This window comes from Kitasatospora sp. NPDC034035, from assembly GCF_055575755.1.
On the sequence record NZ_JBVISA010000002.1, the window covers coordinates 397,452 to 414,197 of the forward strand.

17 protein-coding genes are annotated in these 16,746 nt (G+C 73.5%); 11 read left to right on the top strand and 6 right to left on the bottom strand.

Annotated elements, in window-relative coordinates; translation table 11 throughout:
* The first annotated feature begins 189 nt into the window (after window positions 1-189).
* The 8 genes from ACZ52J_RS04630 (at window position 190) to ACZ52J_RS04665 (ending at window position 9,801) form a co-directional block, all read left to right on the top strand.
* Window positions 190-1,947, top strand: coding sequence for an LCP family protein (locus tag ACZ52J_RS04630; protein ID WP_360505894.1), 1,758 nt, complete (start codon window positions 190-192; stop codon window positions 1,945-1,947).
* Between the two features lie 116 nt (window positions 1,948-2,063).
* The gene (locus ACZ52J_RS04635; protein WP_465615799.1) at window positions 2,064-2,567 is read left to right on the top strand and encodes an SRPBCC family protein; all 504 of its coding nucleotides are present in this window, start codon (window positions 2,064-2,066) and stop codon (window positions 2,565-2,567) included.
* Between the two features lie 206 nt (window positions 2,568-2,773).
* Window positions 2,774-3,577 (top strand): VOC family protein, encoded by an 804-nt coding sequence (locus ACZ52J_RS04640; protein WP_465615801.1) that lies wholly within the window; start codon window positions 2,774-2,776, stop codon window positions 3,575-3,577.
* Between the two features lie 119 nt (window positions 3,578-3,696).
* Window positions 3,697-4,443 carry an HAD family hydrolase gene (locus ACZ52J_RS04645; protein WP_465615803.1) on the top strand — a complete coding sequence of 249 codons (747 nt, stop codon included), beginning with the start codon at window positions 3,697-3,699 and terminating at the stop codon, window positions 4,441-4,443.
* A gap of 99 nt (window positions 4,444-4,542) precedes the next feature.
* A complete protein-coding gene (locus ACZ52J_RS04650) occupies window positions 4,543-6,948 on the top strand; it encodes a glycoside hydrolase family 65 protein (RefSeq protein WP_465615805.1) in 2,406 nt (801 codons plus the stop codon).
* Window positions 6,949-7,140: 192 nt separating this feature from the next.
* On the top strand, window positions 7,141-8,853 hold the full coding sequence (locus ACZ52J_RS04655) for a pyruvate dehydrogenase (RefSeq protein WP_396290288.1): 1,713 nt from the start codon (window positions 7,141-7,143) through the stop codon (window positions 8,851-8,853).
* A 79-nt stretch (window positions 8,854-8,932) separates the two neighbouring features.
* Window positions 8,933-9,568, top strand: coding sequence for a helix-turn-helix domain-containing protein (locus ACZ52J_RS04660; RefSeq protein ID WP_465615807.1), 636 nt, complete (start codon window positions 8,933-8,935; stop codon window positions 9,566-9,568).
* 32 nt (window positions 9,569-9,600) lie between these two features.
* Window positions 9,601-9,801 (top strand): DUF6126 family protein, encoded by a 201-nt coding sequence (locus ACZ52J_RS04665; RefSeq protein WP_465615809.1) that lies wholly within the window; start codon window positions 9,601-9,603, stop codon window positions 9,799-9,801.
* A 65-nt stretch (window positions 9,802-9,866) separates the two neighbouring features.
* Here ACZ52J_RS04665 and pdxR read toward each other — a convergent pair whose 3' ends face one another.
* Together pdxR and ACZ52J_RS04675 are read right to left on the bottom strand one after the other, a co-directional pair.
* Window positions 9,867-11,300, bottom strand: coding sequence for a MocR-like pyridoxine biosynthesis transcription factor PdxR (gene pdxR, locus ACZ52J_RS04670; RefSeq protein ID WP_465615811.1), 1,434 nt, complete (start codon window positions 11,298-11,300; stop codon window positions 9,867-9,869).
* A gap of 36 nt (window positions 11,301-11,336) precedes the next feature.
* The gene (locus tag ACZ52J_RS04675) at window positions 11,337-11,783 is read right to left on the bottom strand and encodes a carboxymuconolactone decarboxylase family protein (protein ID WP_465615876.1); all 447 of its coding nucleotides are present in this window, start codon (window positions 11,781-11,783) and stop codon (window positions 11,337-11,339) included.
* Window positions 11,784-11,864: 81 nt separating this feature from the next.
* On the opposite strand from ACZ52J_RS04675, the gene ACZ52J_RS04680 reads away from it, so the two are divergent.
* Window positions 11,865-12,767: a sigma-70 family RNA polymerase sigma factor gene (locus ACZ52J_RS04680; protein WP_465615813.1), complete on the top strand. Its 903-nt coding sequence runs from the start codon at window positions 11,865-11,867 to the stop codon at window positions 12,765-12,767.
* A gap of 103 nt (window positions 12,768-12,870) precedes the next feature.
* Here the strand turns inward: ACZ52J_RS04680 and ACZ52J_RS04685 are convergent, their stop codons facing one another.
* The 3 genes from ACZ52J_RS04685 to ACZ52J_RS04695 form a co-directional block, all read right to left on the bottom strand.
* Window positions 12,871-13,791, bottom strand: coding sequence for an undecaprenyl-diphosphate phosphatase (locus ACZ52J_RS04685; RefSeq protein WP_465615815.1), 921 nt, complete (start codon window positions 13,789-13,791; stop codon window positions 12,871-12,873).
* A gap of 100 nt (window positions 13,792-13,891) precedes the next feature.
* The gene (locus tag ACZ52J_RS04690; protein ID WP_360505863.1) at window positions 13,892-14,080 is read right to left on the bottom strand and encodes a hypothetical protein; all 189 of its coding nucleotides are present in this window, start codon (window positions 14,078-14,080) and stop codon (window positions 13,892-13,894) included.
* Window positions 14,081-14,183: 103 nt separating this feature from the next.
* On the bottom strand, window positions 14,184-14,966 hold the full coding sequence (locus ACZ52J_RS04695) for an NRDE family protein (protein ID WP_465615817.1): 783 nt from the start codon (window positions 14,964-14,966) through the stop codon (window positions 14,184-14,186).
* A 127-nt stretch (window positions 14,967-15,093) separates the two neighbouring features.
* Between ACZ52J_RS04695 and ACZ52J_RS04700 the strand changes: the two genes are divergently transcribed.
* A complete protein-coding gene (locus tag ACZ52J_RS04700; RefSeq protein WP_360505858.1) occupies window positions 15,094-15,591 on the top strand; it encodes a carboxymuconolactone decarboxylase family protein in 498 nt (165 codons plus the stop codon).
* An 11-nt stretch (window positions 15,592-15,602) separates the two neighbouring features.
* On the top strand, window positions 15,603-16,421 hold the full coding sequence (locus ACZ52J_RS04705; RefSeq protein WP_360505856.1) for an isocitrate lyase/PEP mutase family protein: 819 nt from the start codon (window positions 15,603-15,605) through the stop codon (window positions 16,419-16,421).
* Window positions 16,422-16,484: 63 nt separating this feature from the next.
* Here ACZ52J_RS04705 and ACZ52J_RS04710 read toward each other — a convergent pair whose 3' ends face one another.
* Window positions 16,485-16,742, bottom strand: a complete 258-nt coding sequence (locus tag ACZ52J_RS04710) for a hypothetical protein (protein WP_360505853.1) — start codon at window positions 16,740-16,742, stop codon at window positions 16,485-16,487.
* Between the last annotated feature and the right edge of the window lie 4 nt (window positions 16,743-16,746).

Below are 16,746 nucleotides of genomic sequence, written 5' to 3' on the forward strand. Positions count from 1 at the left end.
CGGGTGTCGGCGGGTTTGCCCGCCGACCGGGGGTCCGTGACCGTGCCGCACCTAAATATGATCGGAAGCCACGATCGTCGGTTGATGCCGACGGTCGTATGTGCAACCTGGGAACGGTTCGGGCCGTCTCTCTGTGTGCGGTGCGCCAGATCGTCCGGGGCGTCGCTTCCGTCGGTGAAAGGTACGCGCATGTCAGGTCAGTGGGGCGAGGGCCCGGCTCGGGGCGAGGACGCGCCCGGTGCCCTCACGGCGGAGGGCACCGAGAGCGGTGACGCCGTGCCGTCCCCGCGGTCCGGCGGACGGGCCGAGGCCCGCCGTGCCGCTGCCCAGGGCAAGGGCGGCCGCGGCGGCGGCAACGCGGACTCCGGGGCCGGCGGCCGGGCGGCGGCGCGCAAGAACGCCAAGCCGAAGAAGAACGTGAAGAAGATCGTCGCCTGGTCGGCGGCCGGTGTGCTGGTGCTGATCGCCGGTGCGGGCGGTGCGATCTACTTCAAGCTGAACGCCAACATCAAGTCCTTCGACGCCGACGCGATAGCGACCGACCGGCCGCCCGAGGCCAAGGCCGACGCGGACGGCAACAAGCCGGTCAACATCCTGCTGATCGGCTCGGACAGCCGCGGCAACGGGAACAACGACCTCGGCGGCGGCGAGGACGGCGGCGCCCGCTCGGACACCACGATCCTGCTGCACGTCTACGCCGACCACAAGCACGCCGTGGGCATCTCGATCCCGCGCAACACGATTGTCCAGCTGCCGTCCTGCAAGCTGCCCAACGGCAAATGGAGCAAGGGCGGCAACAACGACCTGTTCAACGCCGCCTTCTCGACCGGCGGCACTGACGCCGGAAACCCGGCCTGCACCCAGAACACCGTGGAGAAGGTGACCGGCATCCGGGTCGACCACACCCTCGTGGTCGACTTCAACGGCTTCTCCTCGATGACCAAGGCCGTCGGCGGCGTGGACGTCTGCCTGCCGGAGCCGATCTACGAGGGGGACATCAACCCCAACCTGCACAAGAAGGGCGCGCTCGTCCTCCCGCAGGGCAAGCAGACCGTGGACGGCCAGAAGGCGCTCGACTACGTGCGCCTGCGCCACGGCATCGGCGACGGCTCGGACATCGGTCGGATGAAGCGCCAGCAGGCCTTCATGAGCTCCCTCATCAGCAAGATCAAGAAGGAGGGGATGGGCCCCACCACCCTCCTGCCGCTCGCCGACGCCGCCACCAAGTCGCTGACCGTCGACCCGGGCCTGGACTCCGCCGACAAGCTGCTCTCCTTCGGCCTGTCGCTGAAGAACATCGACCTGCACGACCTCAAGTTCGTGACGGCGCCCTGGCGTTACCGCACCCAGGACGCCAACATCGACCTCATCCAGCCGGACGCCAACAAGCTCTGGGAGACCCTCAAGGCCGACCAGACCATCGACGGCCAGAACGCCACCGGCCAGCAGCCGGACGGGGCCGGCAGCGGCACCAGCCCGGCTCCGCAGCAGCCCTCGCCCACCACCCCGCCCGCCCCGGTCGGGGACGCCTCCAACGCCGCGATCAAGGTGGCGGTCTACAACGGGACCGTCGTCAACGGCCTGGCCGGCAAGGGCACCGAGCAGCTGAAGGCCGCCAAGTTCACCGCCACCACGGGGGGCCAGGCGGCGAGCACCAAGTACAAGACCACCACGATCGAGTACGGCTCCGGGCAGAAGGCGAACGCCGAGAAGATCGCCGCGCTGTTCCCCGGCGCCGAGCTCTCCTCCGGCAGCTCGCGGGGCATCTCGGTGATCGTCGGCCAGGACTTCGCGTCGGCCGTCGGCCTCGGCGTCCCCTCCGCCGCGGCCGGCGGCGCCCCGGGCGCCTCGACCCCGCCGCAGCCGCTGCCCACCACCGTCACCAACGACGCCCGCTCGGCGGACGACGACATCTGCGCCAACACCACCTACGGCAGCGGCGGCTGACCGCAGCCACCGGACAGCGGGGACGACCCCCGGGCCGGCGCCCTCCGGGGCGCGTGGGCCCGGGGGTCGTGCCATGGTGGCCGTAGGCCTGTCCGAGGTCCCGAAAGGCGGACCCCATGCCCGAGATCGCCCTGCAGCTCGACATCGCCGCGCCCCGGACCGTCGTCCTCGCCGCACTCACCACGCACGACGGGCTGACCGCCTGGTGGACCACCGCCGTGGACCGGGAGGACGACATCCTGCTGTTCGACTTCCCCGAGGTCCCCGAGCCGTTCCGGCTCCGCGTGGAACGGGCCGACCAAGACCGGGTGGTGTGGACGAACGCCGGAGCCTTCCCGCCGCACTGGGCCGGCACCTGGATCAGCTGGGACCTCGCCGAGCAGCCCGAGCAGCCTCAGCACCCCGGACACCCCGGACACCCCGGACAGCCCGAGCAGCCCGGAGCGCCCGACCGCACCCGGCTGCTGTTCCGGCACGGCGGCTGGCAGCCGGGCAGCGAGGAAGGCGTCCCGGCGGTGGCCGGCACCTGGGCCGAACTGCTGGTCCGGCTCAAGGACTACGCGCAGAGCGGCAAGGTGCAGCCGTACTTCGTCACGGCCCGGCGCCACGACGCTCCGTAACCTGCCGCAGGTCGCCCGCCGGGGCGCCGTCCGGTGGCGGGATCGCGGCGCCGGGCCGATGGTGGCGGTGGGGCGCCGTCGCACCGGCCCCGTTCCCGCGACCACCGCCCCCCTGTCTCCCCGCCCCCCTGTCTCCCCGCCCCCCTGTTTCCCCGCCCCCCTGTCTCCACAGCCGTCGGCCACCACCGCCTCCGGGAGGCCCCGCAATGCCCGTAGTCACCGATCCGTACCAGCCCGGCACCCCGTGCTGGGTCGACCTGATGGCGAGCGACCAGCAGGCCGCGCTCGACTTCTACCGCGACCTGTTCGGCTGGCAGGGCGAGGTCGGCCCGGCCGACTTCGGCGGCTACTCCGTGTGCATGCTCAACGACCGGCCGGTCGCCGGGATCATGGCGGCGGTCGCGCCGTCGGGCAGCAACGTGGCACCGTCCGTCGCCTGGACCACCTACCTCGCCTCGGACGACGCCGACGAGAGCAACCGGGCGATCGCCGCAGCCGGCGGCACGATCCTGTACGAGCCGATGGACGTCGGCACGATCGGCCGGATGATGGTCGCCGCCGACCCGACCGGCGCGGTGTTCGGCGTCTGGCAGGCCATGGACTTCATCGGCGCGGGCGTGGTCAACGAACCGGGCGCGCTGGTCTGGAACGAGCTCAACACCGCCGACACCGACGCGGCCGGCCGCTTCTACCGGCCGGCGCTCGGGCTGCGCGCGGCGACCATCCAGGGCATGGACGGCTACTTGTCGTTCAACGTCGCCGACCGCACGGTGGGCGGCATGCAGCCGATCCCCGGCTACCTGGCGCCGGGCACCCCCTCGCACTGGATGACCTACTTCTCGGTGGACGACACCGACTCCACGGTGGACGCCCTGGTCAAGGCGGGCGGCTCGGTGATCCAGCCGCCGTTCGACATGCAGTCCGGCCGGATGTCCGTGGTCCGGGACCCGCAGGGCGCGGTCTTCGCGGTCGTCCAGGCGCCCGACGCGCAGCTGCCCGACTCCCCGTAGTCGTCCGCGTGCCCCCCGTAGCCGCCCGCGGCACGGCCGGGCCGGCGGAAGCCGCCCTTCCCGCGACGCGCCGCCGGGAAATGGGCGGCTTCCCCCCGTTCCCGGGTAAGACTGCACCCATGCTGGGGCTACCGGACGACATCCGCGCTTTCCTCTTCGACCTCGACGGGGTGCTCACCCAGACCGCGAAGGTGCACGCCGCGGCCTGGAAGGACACCTTCGACGCCTTCCTGCGCGCCGAAGCCGCCCGCACCGGCGGGCCGTTCGTCCCCTTCGACGCCGTCATCGACTACGACACCTACGTGGACGGCCGCCCACGCCTCGACGGCACCCGGGCGTTCCTGCACAGCCGAGACATCGACCTGCCCGAGGGCACCCCCGACGACCCGCCCAACTCCCGTACCGTCCAAGGGATCAGCCGGGCCAAGAACGACACCGTGCTGCGCATGATCCGCGAGCAGGGCGTCCAGCCGTACGAGGGCTCGGTCGCCTACGTGCACCGGCTGCGCGCGGCCGGGCTGCCCAGCGCGGTGGTCTCCTCCAGCGCCAACTGCCGTGACGTGCTGCGGGCGGCGGGCATCGAGGAACTGTTCGACGTGATCGTGGACGGCACCGTCGCCAAGGCCGAGGGCCTGCCCGGCAAGCCCGCTCCCGACACCTACCTGTACGCCGCCCGCGCGCTCGGCGTCGAGCCCGCGCGCGCCGCCGTCTTCGAGGACGCGCTCGCCGGGGTCGCCTCCGGCCGGGCCGGCGGCTTCGGCGCGGTGGTCGGCGTGAACCGCACCGGACAGGCCGCCGAACTGCGCCGCGACGGCGCCACCGTGGTCGTCGACGACCTCTCCGAACTCCTGCAGGAGCCCGTATGAGCGAGCGCAGCGAGGTGGGTGCATGAGCGAGCGTAGTGAGCGAGTCATCGAGGGGTGCGTCTGGGCGGATGCCCCTGCCGAGCGCAGCGAGGTGGGTGCATGAGTCCCTCGGACAACTTCGCGATCGACCCCTGGCAGATCACCGAACTGGGCCTGGACCTGGCCGCGCTGGCCCGCTCCGAGTCCGTCTTCGCGCTCTCCAACGGGCACATCGGCCTGCGGGCCAACCTGGACGAGGGTGAGCCGCACGGCCTGCCCGGCACCTACCTCAACGGCGTCTTCGAGCTGCGCCCGCTGCCGTACGGCGAGGGCGGCTACGGCTACCCGGAGTCCAGCCAGAGCGTCATCAACGTGACCAACGGCAAGATCATCCGGCTGCTGGTGGACGACGAGCCCTTCGACCTGCGCTACGGCGAACTCATCAGCCACAAGCGCTGGTTGGACTTCCGCGAGGGGCTGCTGCACCGCGAGGCCGAGTGGGTCTCCCCGGCCGGCCGGACCATCCGGGTGCGCTCCTCCCGGCTGGTCTCGCTCACCCAGCGCGCCGTCGCCGCCGTCGAGTACAGCGTCGAGGCGGTGGACGGCCCGGTGCGGATCGTCCTGCAGTCCGAGCTGGTCGCCAACGAGCAGCTGCCCGGAGGCCCCGAGGGCGACCCGCGCGCCGCGGCCGTCCTGGAGGCGCCGCTGCAGTCCGAGGCGCACCACGCCACTGCCACCAAGGGCGTCCTGGTCCACCGCACCCGCTACAGCGGCATCCGGGTCGCGGCCGGGATGGACCACGTCATCGAAGGCCCGGAGAAGCTCGACACCGTCGCCGAGGCCGACCCCGACCAGTGCCGGATCAGCGTCACCTCCGTGCTGGAGCCGGGACAGCGGCTGCGGCTGGCCAAGTTCATGGCCTACGGCTGGTCCGGCACCCGCTCGCTGCCCGCCGTCCGGGACCAGGTGGAGGCCGCGCTGACCGCCGCCCGGTACACCGGCTGGGACGGACTGGTCGCGGAACAGGCCGAGTTCCTGCGGGAGTTCTGGGAGACCAGCGACATCGAGATCGAGGGCGACGTCGAACTCCAGCAGGCCGTCCGGTTCGCGATCTTCCACGTCCTGCAGGCCGGCGCCCGCAGCGAGGAGCGGGCCATCCCCGCCAAGGGGCTGACCGGCCCCGGCTACGACGGGCACAGCTTCTGGGACACCGAGACCTTCGTCCTGCCGGTGCTCACCTACTGCCTGCCTGCCGCCGTCAACCAGGCCCTGCGCTGGCGGCACACCACGCTCCCGCTGGCCCGCGAACGGGCCGCCCAACTCGGCCTGTCCGGCGCGGTGTTCCCGTGGCGGACGATCCGCGGCGAGGAGTGCTCCGGGTACTGGCCGGCCGGCACCGCCGCCTTCCACATCGGCGCCGACATCGCCGCCGCCGTCGCCCGCTACGTCCGGGCCACCGCGGACGAGGAGTTCGAGCGCGAGTACGGGCTCGAACTCCTCGTCGAGACCGCCCGGATGTGGCGCTCGCTCGGCCACCACGACGTCGCCGGCAGGTTCCGGATCGAGGGCGTCACCGGCCCCGACGAGTACAGCGCCGTCGCCGACAACAACGTGTTCACCAACCTGATGGCGCAGGCGAACCTGCGCGCCGCGGCCGAGGCCGCCGTCCGCCACCCGCGCGAGGCCGCCGCCCTCGGCGTCGACACCGAGGAGACCGCCGCCTGGCGGGACGCGGCCGCCGCGATGTACATCCCGTACGACGAGGACCTCGGCGTCCACCCGCAGGCCGACGACTTCACCCACCACCAGGTGTGGGACTTCGAGAACACCCCGCCCGAGAAGTACCCGCTGCTGCTGCACTTCCCGTACTTCGACCTGTACCGCAAGCAGGTGGTCAAGCAGGCCGACCTGGTGCTCGCCATGCAGGTCCGCGGCGACGCCTTCACCGACGAGCAGAAGGCCCGCAACTTCGCCTACTACGAGCGCCTCACCGTCCGCGACTCCTCGCTCTCCGCCTGCACCCAGGCCGTCATCGCCGCCGAGGTCGGCCAGCTCGACCTCGCGTACGACTACACCGCCGAAGCCGCCCTGATGGACCTCCACGACCTCGGCGGCAACACCCGCGACGGCCTGCACATGGCCTCGCTCGCCGGGGCCTGCATCGCCCTGGTGGCCGGCTTCGGCGGGCTGCGCGACCACGACGAGACGCTGTTCTTCCGCCCCCGGCTGCCGTCCGGGCTGATGCGGCTGAGCTTCTCCCTGCTGGTGCGCGGACACCTGCTCGGCGTCCGGATCAGCCACGAGCACACGACGTACACGCTGCGCCGCGGCGAGGTCCTCCACCTGCGGCACGACGGCGAGACGGTCCAGGTCAAGGCGGGCCGACCGGTCACCCTGCCCACCACCGCCCCGCCCGCCCAGGAGCGCGTCGCCCAGCCTCCCGGCCGCGAGCCCGCCCGCCGCCAACCCCAGGCGGGCCTGGCCGCCGGCAAACTCGGCCAACCGGACCACCTCGCGGCCGAGTAGCGCCCGGCCCCCGACCTGCCCGACCCCCCCGACCTGCCCGACCCCCCCGACCTGTCCTGTCACCCGACCTGCCGTGTCACCCGTTCGGCGCACCCCGGCTGCGCGCACCCCCCGTCCGTCGGAGGGTGCAGGTGCCCATGACGATCGGCGCCCAGCGAAGGAGTCGCACCCGTGGCGAGCGTGGCCGAACAGATGGTGGAGGTGCTCCGGCAGGCCGGGGTGGAGCGGGTCTACGGCGTCGTCGGCGACAGCCTCAACCCCGTCGTGGACGCGATCCGCCGGTCCGAGGGCATCGGCTGGGTGCACGTGCGCAACGAGGAGGCCGGCGCCTTCGCGGCCGCCGCCGAGGCCGAACTCACCGGCCGGCTCGCCGTCTGCGCCGGCTCCTGCGGCCCCGGCAACACCCACCTCGTCCAGGGCCTCTACGACGCCCAGCGCAGTGGCCTGCCCGTCCTCGCCCTCGCCTCGCACATCCCGTCCGGCCAGATCGGCACCGGCTTCTTCCAGGAGACCCACCCCGAGCGGGTGTTCACCGACTGCAGCAACTGGTGCGAGATGCTCTCCACCCCCGCCCAGCTGCCCCGGCTGCTGCGGATCGCCATCCAGCACGCGCTCGGCTCGCACGGCGTCTCGGTGCTGGCCTTCCCCGGCGACGTCGCCGCGCTGCCCGCCGCCGGACCCACCGGCACCAGCCACTTCCTCACCGAGCAGGCCGTCGCCGCGCCGCCGTGGTCCCAGGTGCAGGAGCTGGCCCGGCTGCTCAACGCGGCCCGTAAGGTCGTGCTGTTCTGCGGCGCGGGGGTGCGCGGCGCGCACGCCGAGGTGATGGAGGCGGCGCAGGCCCTGAACGCGCCGATCGGCCACTCCCTGCGCGGCAAGGAATGGATCCAGTACGACAACCCGTACGACGTCGGCATGAGCGGCCTGCTCGGCTACGGGGCCTGCCACGAGGCGCTGCACTCCGCCGACCTGGTGCTGCTGCTCGGCACCGACTTCCCGTACGACTCCTTCCTGCCGCAGGTCCACACCGTTCAGGTCGACCACGACGCGACCCGCCTCGGCCGCCGCACCGCGCTCGACCTGGCCGTCCACGGCGACGTCGCCGCCACCCTGCGGGCCGTCCTGCCGCTGCTGGACGCCGAACCCGACCGCGCCTTCCTCGACGGCATGCTGCGCAAGCACTGCCGCGCGCTGGAGGACGTGGTCGGCGCCTACACCCGCGACATCGAGAAGCACCTGCCGATCCACCCCGAGTACGTCGCCGCCGTCCTCGACGACGTCGCCGCCCAGGACGCGGTGTTCACCGTCGACACCGGCATGAACAACGTCTGGGCCGCCCGCTACCTGCAGCCCAACGGCCACCGCCGGGTGATCGGCTCCTTCCTCCACGGCTCGATGGCCAACGCCCTCCCGCACGCCATCGGCGCCCAGCTCGCCAACCCCGGCCGCCAGGTGATCGCGATGTCCGGCGACGGCGGCCTCGGCATGCTCCTCGGCGAACTGCTCACGGTGGCGAAGCACCGGCTGCCGGTGAAGACGGTGGTGTTCAACAACGGCGCGCTCGGCATGATCAAGCTGGAGATGCTGGTCTCCGGCTACCCGGAGTACGAGATCGACAACGGGGACGTGGACTACGCGGGGATCGCCCGGGCGATGGGGATCCCGGCCAAGCGGGTGGCCGAACCGGCCCGGGTGCGGGAGGTGCTGGCCGAGGCGCTCGAACGGCCCGGGCCGGCCCTGGTGGACGTGGTCACCGATCCCAACGCGCTGTCCATCCCGCCGCACATCACCGCCGCCCAGCTGAAGGGCTTCGCGCTGGCGGCCGGCCGGACGGTGCTCTCCGGCGGCGTCGGACGCATGATCGACCTGGCCCGGAGCAACCTGCGGAACATCCCCCGGCCCTGAGCGACGGGGGAGCGCCTCCGGGGATTGCCTCTGAGGCAAATTTCTTGCCCGTGCGGCACGCCAGGTGTCCACTGGGCACATGACCACCAGCTCCACCGGCACCCCCGCCACCGGCGACCAGCTCGACGACCAGGAGGTCGCCGGCCTCGCCGCCCGCCTCCGCGAGCACCGGCTCAGCAGCCGCCTCACCCTGGAGGTGGCCGCCGCGCGGATCGGACTGTCCCCAGCGTATCTCTCCCGGCTGGAGACCGGCCGGCGCCAGCCCTCGCTGCCCGTCCTGCTCGGCCTCGCCCGCGCCTACGGCACCTCGGTGTCCGGCCTGCTCGGCGAGACCATGGCCGAACCGGACCCGGTGGTCCGCGGCGGCGCCATCGAACCCGGCCGGGCCGGCGGCTGGGGCTACCGCCGGGCCGGCGCCCCCGGCCGCGCCATGCAGGCCCTGCGGGTGCACGTCCCGCCGGGTGTCCAGGACGCGGTGGTCCGGGTCCACCCCGGCGAGGAATGGCTGTACGTCCTGCAGGGCGCACTCCGGCTCACCCTCGGCGACCGGGTCCACCACCTCGCCGTGGGCGACTCCGCCCACTTCGACTCGCTCACCCCGCACTGCATCGCCGCCGAGTCGGACCACGGCGTCGAACTGCTCTTCGTCCACACCCTGCTGCAGAGTCCCGGCGGCGAACTCTGCCTCGGCGGCGGCCCCGCCGCGACCCACTGACCTGCCGTCAGAACACCTCGGAGGAGATCCCCATGGCCGATCCCGCCACTGCCACCCCGGCCCCTGCCACCCCGGCCGCTGCCGCTGACACTCCCGCCGGCCCGAAGACCATGGACGCCGGCAAGTGGGCCAACAAGCGGGTCTACCTCCGGCTGGTCATCTACACCGCCGGCATCCACGTCTTCGCCGGCTTCATCATGCTCCTGTTCGAACTCGGCAGCCGCAACAAGTAGCCGCCCCCGCCGCCCGCCCGCCCCCACCCTGAGGGAGGCGGGCGGAACCCTTCGCCCGCTCCTCCTCACGCGCCGCGCAGCAGTTCGCAGAGGGCCTGCAGTGCGGCCGGGAAGGCGTGGTCGGGCGGGGTGCCGTAGCCGATGACGAGGGAAGGCGGGGTGTCGGTGGGGGTCGGGGTGGCGCGGTGCCAGGTGAGGCCGTTCAGGGAGAGGCCGACGGCTTGGGCACGGGCGAGGAGTTCGGCTTCGGGGGTGGAGCCGGGCGGGAGTTGGAGGACGGCGTGCAGGCCGGCCGCGATGCCGGTGACCCGGACGTGCGGGGCGTGTTCGGCGAGTGCGGCGACCAACGTGTCGCGGCGGCGCCGGTAGTGGAGGCGGCAGCGCCGTACGTGGCGGTCGTACGTGCCGGAGGTGATCAGCTCCGCCAGGGTCAGCTGGTCGAGCACCGGGGACATCGTGTCGGCGAGCACCTTGAGCCGGGCGACCGGTTCGACGAGGGCGTCCGGCAGGGCGAGCCAGGCCAGCCGCAGGCCCGGCGCGAGGCTCTTGGCGGCCGTTCCGGCGTACACGACGCGTTCCGGGTCGAGTGCCTGCATGGCACCGAGCGGTTGCCGGTCGTAGCGGAACTCGCCGTCGTAGTCGTCCTCGATGACGTACCGGTCCTGTTCGCGCGCCCACCGCACCGCCTCGGCCCGCCGTTCGGCGGAGAGCGGGGCGCCGGTGGGGTACTGGTGGGCCGGGGTGAGCAGGGCGGCGCCGGGGCGGGTGTCGAGCCGGTCGGTCCGGGCGCCCTCCTCGTCCAGTGGCAGCGGGACGGTGGTGAGTCCGGCGGCCCGGGCGATGGCGTGCTGGGGCGGCAGCCCGTACTCCTCGACGGCGAGCGCCTGGGCGCCGCGCTGCCGCAGGGCGGTGCAGAGCAGGCCGAGGCCCTGGGTGACGCCGGAGCAGATGAGCAGGTGGTCGGGGTCGGTACGGACGCCGCGGACCCGGGCCAGGTAGTGGGTGAGGGCCTGCCGCAGTTCGATCCGGCCGAGAGGGCTGCCGTAGTCGAGGGCTTCGTGCGGTGCGGTGGCGAGGGCGCGGCGGGCGGCGGCGAGCCAGGCGGTGCGGGGGAAGAGCGAGAGGTCGGGCCGCCCGGACATCAGGTCGTGCCGGACGGGCCGCCGCCGGGGCTCGGTCCGGGCGGCGGCCCGCCGGCCCGCGGCGGGCGGGTCCGGCACGGTCCGTCCGGCGACGGTGGTGCCGGAGCCCTGCCGGGAGTTCAGCCAGCCTTCCGCGGTGAGCTGGCCGTACGCCTCGACGACGGTGTTGCGGGCGATCCCGAGGTCTTCGCCGAGGGCCCGGGAGGAGGGCAGTCTGGTGCCGGGTCCGAGTCTCCCGTCCTGGACGGCCTCGCGCAGGGCGTCCTCGAGGGCGGCCCGCAGCCCGGCTCCGGCGGCGCGCCGCTCGGTGAGGTCCAGGTGCAGGTCGCCGCCGAAGGAGGTCCAGGAGCCGGTCACGCTCCCATTCTCGCGCGGGGGAGCTGCCAGCCGGGTTCACCAGGTGGTGCCGGCGGGCTCTTCGATGGTGGTGTTGATGCGGTTGAAGAAGTTGGTCAGCGCGATCATCAGGATGATCGCGGAGAGCTGCTCCTCGGTGAAGTGGTCGGCGGCGGCGTCCCAGATCGCGTCCGGGACGGCCTTGCCGGAGCGGTCGGCGATGCGGGTGGCGGCTTCGGTGAGTTCGAGGGCGGCGCGTTCCTCGTCGGTGAAGAACGGTGCCTCGCGCCAGGCCGCGACGGCGTGCAGCCGCTCGTCGGTCTCGCCGTGCTTCTTCGCGCCGTTGACGCCCGAGAACACGCAGGCGCTGCAGCCGTTGATCTGGCTGGCGCGCAGGTGGACCAGTTCCAGGAGCTGCGGGGCGACGCCGCCCTGGTACGCGGCCTTGTAGATGGCCTGGATGCCCTTGGTCGCGTCCGGCAGGACCATGGCGGGGTTCTTCATGCGGGCGGTGGTCACGGTGATCTCCTCTTCGGTTAGCGTCCGTCACTGGACCGACGGATCCCGACGCGAGGATGTGACAGCGTGAGCGAGGAAATTTCTCCGGCCGAACTGGCCGTGCTGGCAGGGCGTTTCGAGGCGGAGCGCGCGCAACTGCGGGCGGTGGCCTACCGTATGCTCGGGTCGATCGCCGAAGCCGAGGACGCCGTCCAGGAGGCCTGGCTGAAGCTGAGCCGCAGCGACGTGGGCGAGGTGCGCAACCTCGGGGCCTGGCTCACCACGGTGGTCGGCCGGGTCTGCCTGGACCAGTTGCGCTCCCGCACGTCCCGCCGGGAGGACCCGCTGCCGGAGCAGGACGGGCAGGTGCGGTTGCCGGACCCGGTGGTGAGCGGGTTGGCGGCGTTGGACCCGGTGCACGAGATCCTGGTCGCCGACTCGGTCGGGATCGCGCTCATGGTGGTCCTGGAGACGCTGTCCCCGGCGGAGCGGGTGGCCTTCGTGCTGCACGACATGTTCGAGGTGCCCTTCGACGGGATCGCCGAGGTGCTCGGCCGTACCGCGGCCTCCACCCGGCAGCTGGCCAGTCGCGCCCGCCGTCGGGTGCAGGGCGCCACCCCGGCCGCGGACGCCGACAACGCCCGTAAGCGGGAGGTGGTGGAGGCCTTCCTGACGGCCTCCCGGGGCGGTGACTTCGATGCCCTGCTGACCGTGCTGGACCCGGACGTGGTGGCCCGTTCCGACGGCGGCACGCTGGTGCCGAGCGTGCTGCGCCGGGGTGCGGCGGACGTCGCGTCGCAGGCGATCGCCTTCGCCCGCTTCGCCGCCGACGGCGCTCTGGTCCTGGTCAACGGTTCGCCCGGGGTGGTGTCCTTCGCCGAGGGCCGTCCGCTGTCGGTGATGTCGTTCACCATCCACGACGGGCGCATCACCGAGATGAACATCCTCACCGACCCGACCCGCCTGGCCGCCCTGGGCCTCGTGGTCTGAGGCCCGGCCGGTGCTCGGGGCCCGTCCGGCACCCCGCCGGCCGGGCCCGGAGGGCCGCCCACCGCGGCGCGTCCCGCCCGGTCCGGCCGTTCCCCGTGGGTCGTCAGACGGACAGGTAGACCGCGCTGCCGACGCCGGCCAGGAAGCAGTAGACCGCGAACGGCGTCAGGCTGCGGGTCTCGAAGTACTTGGTGAGGAACCGCACCGAGACGTACCCGGCGACGAAGGCCGCGACGCTGCCCGCGGCGACCGGGCCGAGCACGGCGGAGTTCTCCGGCTTGAACAGCTCGGGGACCTTCAGCACCGAGGCGGCCAGGATGACCGGGGTGGCGAGCAGGAAGGAGAAACGGGCGGCGTCCTCGTGGTGCAGTCCGCGCAGGATGCCGGCGCTCATGGTGACGCCGGAGCGGCTGATGCCGGGGAACAGCGCGAGGATCTGCGCGGCGCCGATCCAGGCGCCCTGCCCGTAGCCCAGCCTGGTCAGCCGCTGGTCGGAGGCGACCGCCGGGTCCAGGCCCGGCTCGTCGACGGGGGCGGCGTGCCCGGTGGCCCGGCGGCGGCCGGTGCCGCCGCGCTTGAGCCGTTCGGCGCCGAGCAGCACGAGCCCGTTGAGGGCGAGGAAGACGGCGGCCGGGACGGGCTTGCCGAGCGCGTTGCGCAGGGCCTTCTCCAGCACGAGGCCGGCCACGCCGACCGGGATGGTGGAGAGGATGAGCAGCCAGGCGAGCTTCTCGTTGCGGCTCTCCACCCGGCGGTGGCGGATCGAGCTGAGGAGCCCGCCGACGATGCGGACCCAGTCGTTCCAGAAGTACACGACCAGGGCGAGCGCGGTGGCCAGGTGCAGGGCGACCAGGGCGGCGAGGTAGGACGAGCCCTCGGCGGTCATGTCGAGGTCGTGCTGGATCTTCCCGCCGATCAGGGCGGGCAGCAGGATGCTGTGGCCGAGGCTGGAGACCGGGAACAGTTCCGTCACACCCTGCAGCAGGCCGACGCCTATCGCTTCCGGGTAGGTCAGGGTGGACATCGCGCACCTTCGCTCGGGGGGTCGGCGGCCGGCCTGATCCGGTGGCCCTCGCGAAGCTACTACGGGCATGTAGACGCCCGGCAGTCCCGCCGCCAGAAGTTCACCGACCGTACGTCCGGGCGACATCGGCGCCGAGATGGTGGATCAACGCCCCTGCTACGACGGCCAGTACGGTGGGGGACGGGACGGCCCGGTGCGCCGCGTCGCCGAGCAGGACGACGGCGCTCACCGCGAGCGGCGTGCCCACCAGCGGCAGGGCGACGGTCAGGACGGCGGGCAGGCGGTGCATCGTGGCTCCTCGGGGTGCGGCTTCGGGCTCGGCGCACGCCACGATGCCGCCTCCCGCAACGTCAGGTTCAAGTCCCTGACGCCGTAGCCGCCGACGGCGGGCCTCAGGAGACCGCCACCCGCTGCCAGCCCGACCCGTCCGCCGCCACCGGGGCGGCCGCGAAGTCGTACCGCAGTCGGTCCGGCCCGAGCGCGAGCAGCGAGATCGACGAGGAGCCCCAGATCCGCCCGTCGCCGAAGTCCCGCCGCTGGATCAGCGCCGCGTCCTCGTCCCGCGCCAGCCCGTCGCCGGAGACGATCGGCAGCCACCCGCCCCAGGCCCGCGCGGCGGGCCCGTCGCCGGTCGGTTCGGGCCGGGGCGCGGCGGTGAAGCGGGCCCGGAAGTGGGCGGCGCGGGCGGCCATCAGCGCGCTGATCCGCTCGGAGGCGGAGCGCTTGGCGGCCAGGCCCTCCAGCCCGTCGTTGAGCACCACGCTGAGGCCGGCGGGCAGTTCGCGCTCCGCCAGGCGGTTGCCGTCCCAGCCGGCGACGGTGGCGCCGTCCGGGCGGACCAGGACGAGGTGGAAGGGGTCGTACGGGGTGAGGTCGAGGTGGCCGATGCCGCCCTCCGTGACGGCGGTGAGCGGCAGTCGGCCCCGGGTCCGCCGGGAGTCGGCGGGGGCGAGCGGGCCGAAGCCGTTCAGCAGGCAGGCGGCGGTGCGCCGGGTGGGGTCGACGGCCAGCCAGGTGCCGCCGGCCGCGAGGTCCAGTCCGCCGAGCAGTTCGGGCCGGTCCGGCCAGTGGTGGTCCGGCGGCAGCCAGGCGCGCCCCAGGTACTCGTCCCGGACGGACAGCAGCAGCACCGGCACCGCCGCACCCGGCTCGATGCTGACGAACGCCGTGCACACGACCCTGTCCCCTGACCTCGTCCTCCCAGCGATCCTCGCACGCCTGTTCGTGCACCGGAAGTGGCCCAAGGAACCCGGCACCCAATGCACCAGTGCAACGGGCCACCGACTGCCTAGGCTGGCAGCCATGACGACGACGAATGAGACCGTGACGGCGGACGGGACCCACGCCCACGTGCCCGGCCCGGACCAGCGCCTCTCGATGCCGGAGCACGCCCCCGCCTACTACCAGGCGATGGTGGCCGTGGACCGGGCCTCCCGGACGGGCCTCGACCCGGTGATCGTCGAGCTGGTCAAGCTGCTCGCCTCGATGATCAACGGCTGCGCCTTCTGCATCGACATGCACTCCACCGACGCCGTCAAGCAGGGCGAGCGGGAGCACCGTCTGCTCTCCCTCCCGGCCTGGCGCGAGACCCCCTGGTTCACCGCCCGCGAGCGCGCCGCCCTGGCCCTCACCGAGTCGGTCACCCTGCTGACCCAGGGCCACGTGCCGGACGCCGTGTGGGCGGAGGCCGCCGGGCAGTTCGAGGAGGCGGAGCTGGCCCAGCTGGTCGCGCTGATCGCCACCATCAACGCCTGGAACCGGATCGCCGTCAGCACCCGCATGAGCCCGGCCGCGAAGTGAGGAGCGGGGACATGACGACGCTGACCGCCCAGCAGGAGAAGGCCCGGCTGCTCCGGGAGCTGCACCGCCCGGGCGAGCCCCTGGTGCTGGCGAACGTGTGGGACGCGGCGAGCGCCCGCCTGGTGGCCGTCGCCGGGGCCCGCGCGGTGGCGACGGCCAGCGCGAGCGTCTGCTGGTCGCTCGGCAGTCCGGACGGCGGCGGCGCCGACCGCGAGCAGGTGCTGGCCAGGACCGCCCAGGTGGTCCGGTCGGTCGACCTGCCGGTCACCGCGGACCTCGAGAGCGGCTACGCGGACACCGCCGCCGGGGTCGGCGAGAGCGTCACCGCGCTGCTCGACACCGGCGCGGTCGGGGTGAACCTGGAGGACGGGGGACGCCCCCTGGAGGAGGCCGCCGAGCGGATCGCGGCGGCCCGGGCGGCGGCCGACGCGGCCGGCGTCCCGCTCTTCGTCAACGGGCGCACCGACGTGTTCCTACTGGGGATCGGCGCCCCGGAGAGCCGGCTGGACGAGGCGGTCCGCCGGCTGCGGGCGTACGTCGAGGCGGGCGCGGACGGCGTGTTCGTCCCCGGCGTGGCCGACCCGGAGACCATCGCCGCCCTGGTCGCGGCCGTCCCGGCGCCGCTGAACGTGCTGGCCGGCCCGGGCTCGCCGTCGGTCGCCGAGCTGGCGAAGCTCGGCGTGGCCCGGATCAGCCTCGGCCCGGGTCTGGCCAGGGCGGCGTACGCGGCGGTCCGCCGGGCCGCCGAGGAGGTGTACGCGAGTGGCACGTACACCGCCCTCGACGGCGGGCTGACCTACCCGGAGCTCAACGGGCTCTTCGCCGGCTGAGCACCTCGAACCGGGCGGCCGGCCGTTCGGGGGTCGGCCGGCCGCCCTCGGCTGACCGGGTGGTCAGCCGATCTGCCCGCTGAGCCCGGGGTGGCTCATCTGGTTGGTGCCGACGGCCTCCACCTCGTCGGCGGTGTGCCCGACCACCGGGAGCTTGCTCGCGGTCTTCAGGGCGAGGTCGGCGGGGGAGAGGCTCAGGCCGTCGGTCAGGCCGCCGGTGGCGTCCGGCGAGGAGGCGGTCTGGGTGGCGGCGGAGGCCGCCGGGGCGGCGATGGCGAGGCCCGCCATGGTGAGGGCGGCCAGAGTGGCGAGTTTCTTCATGCCC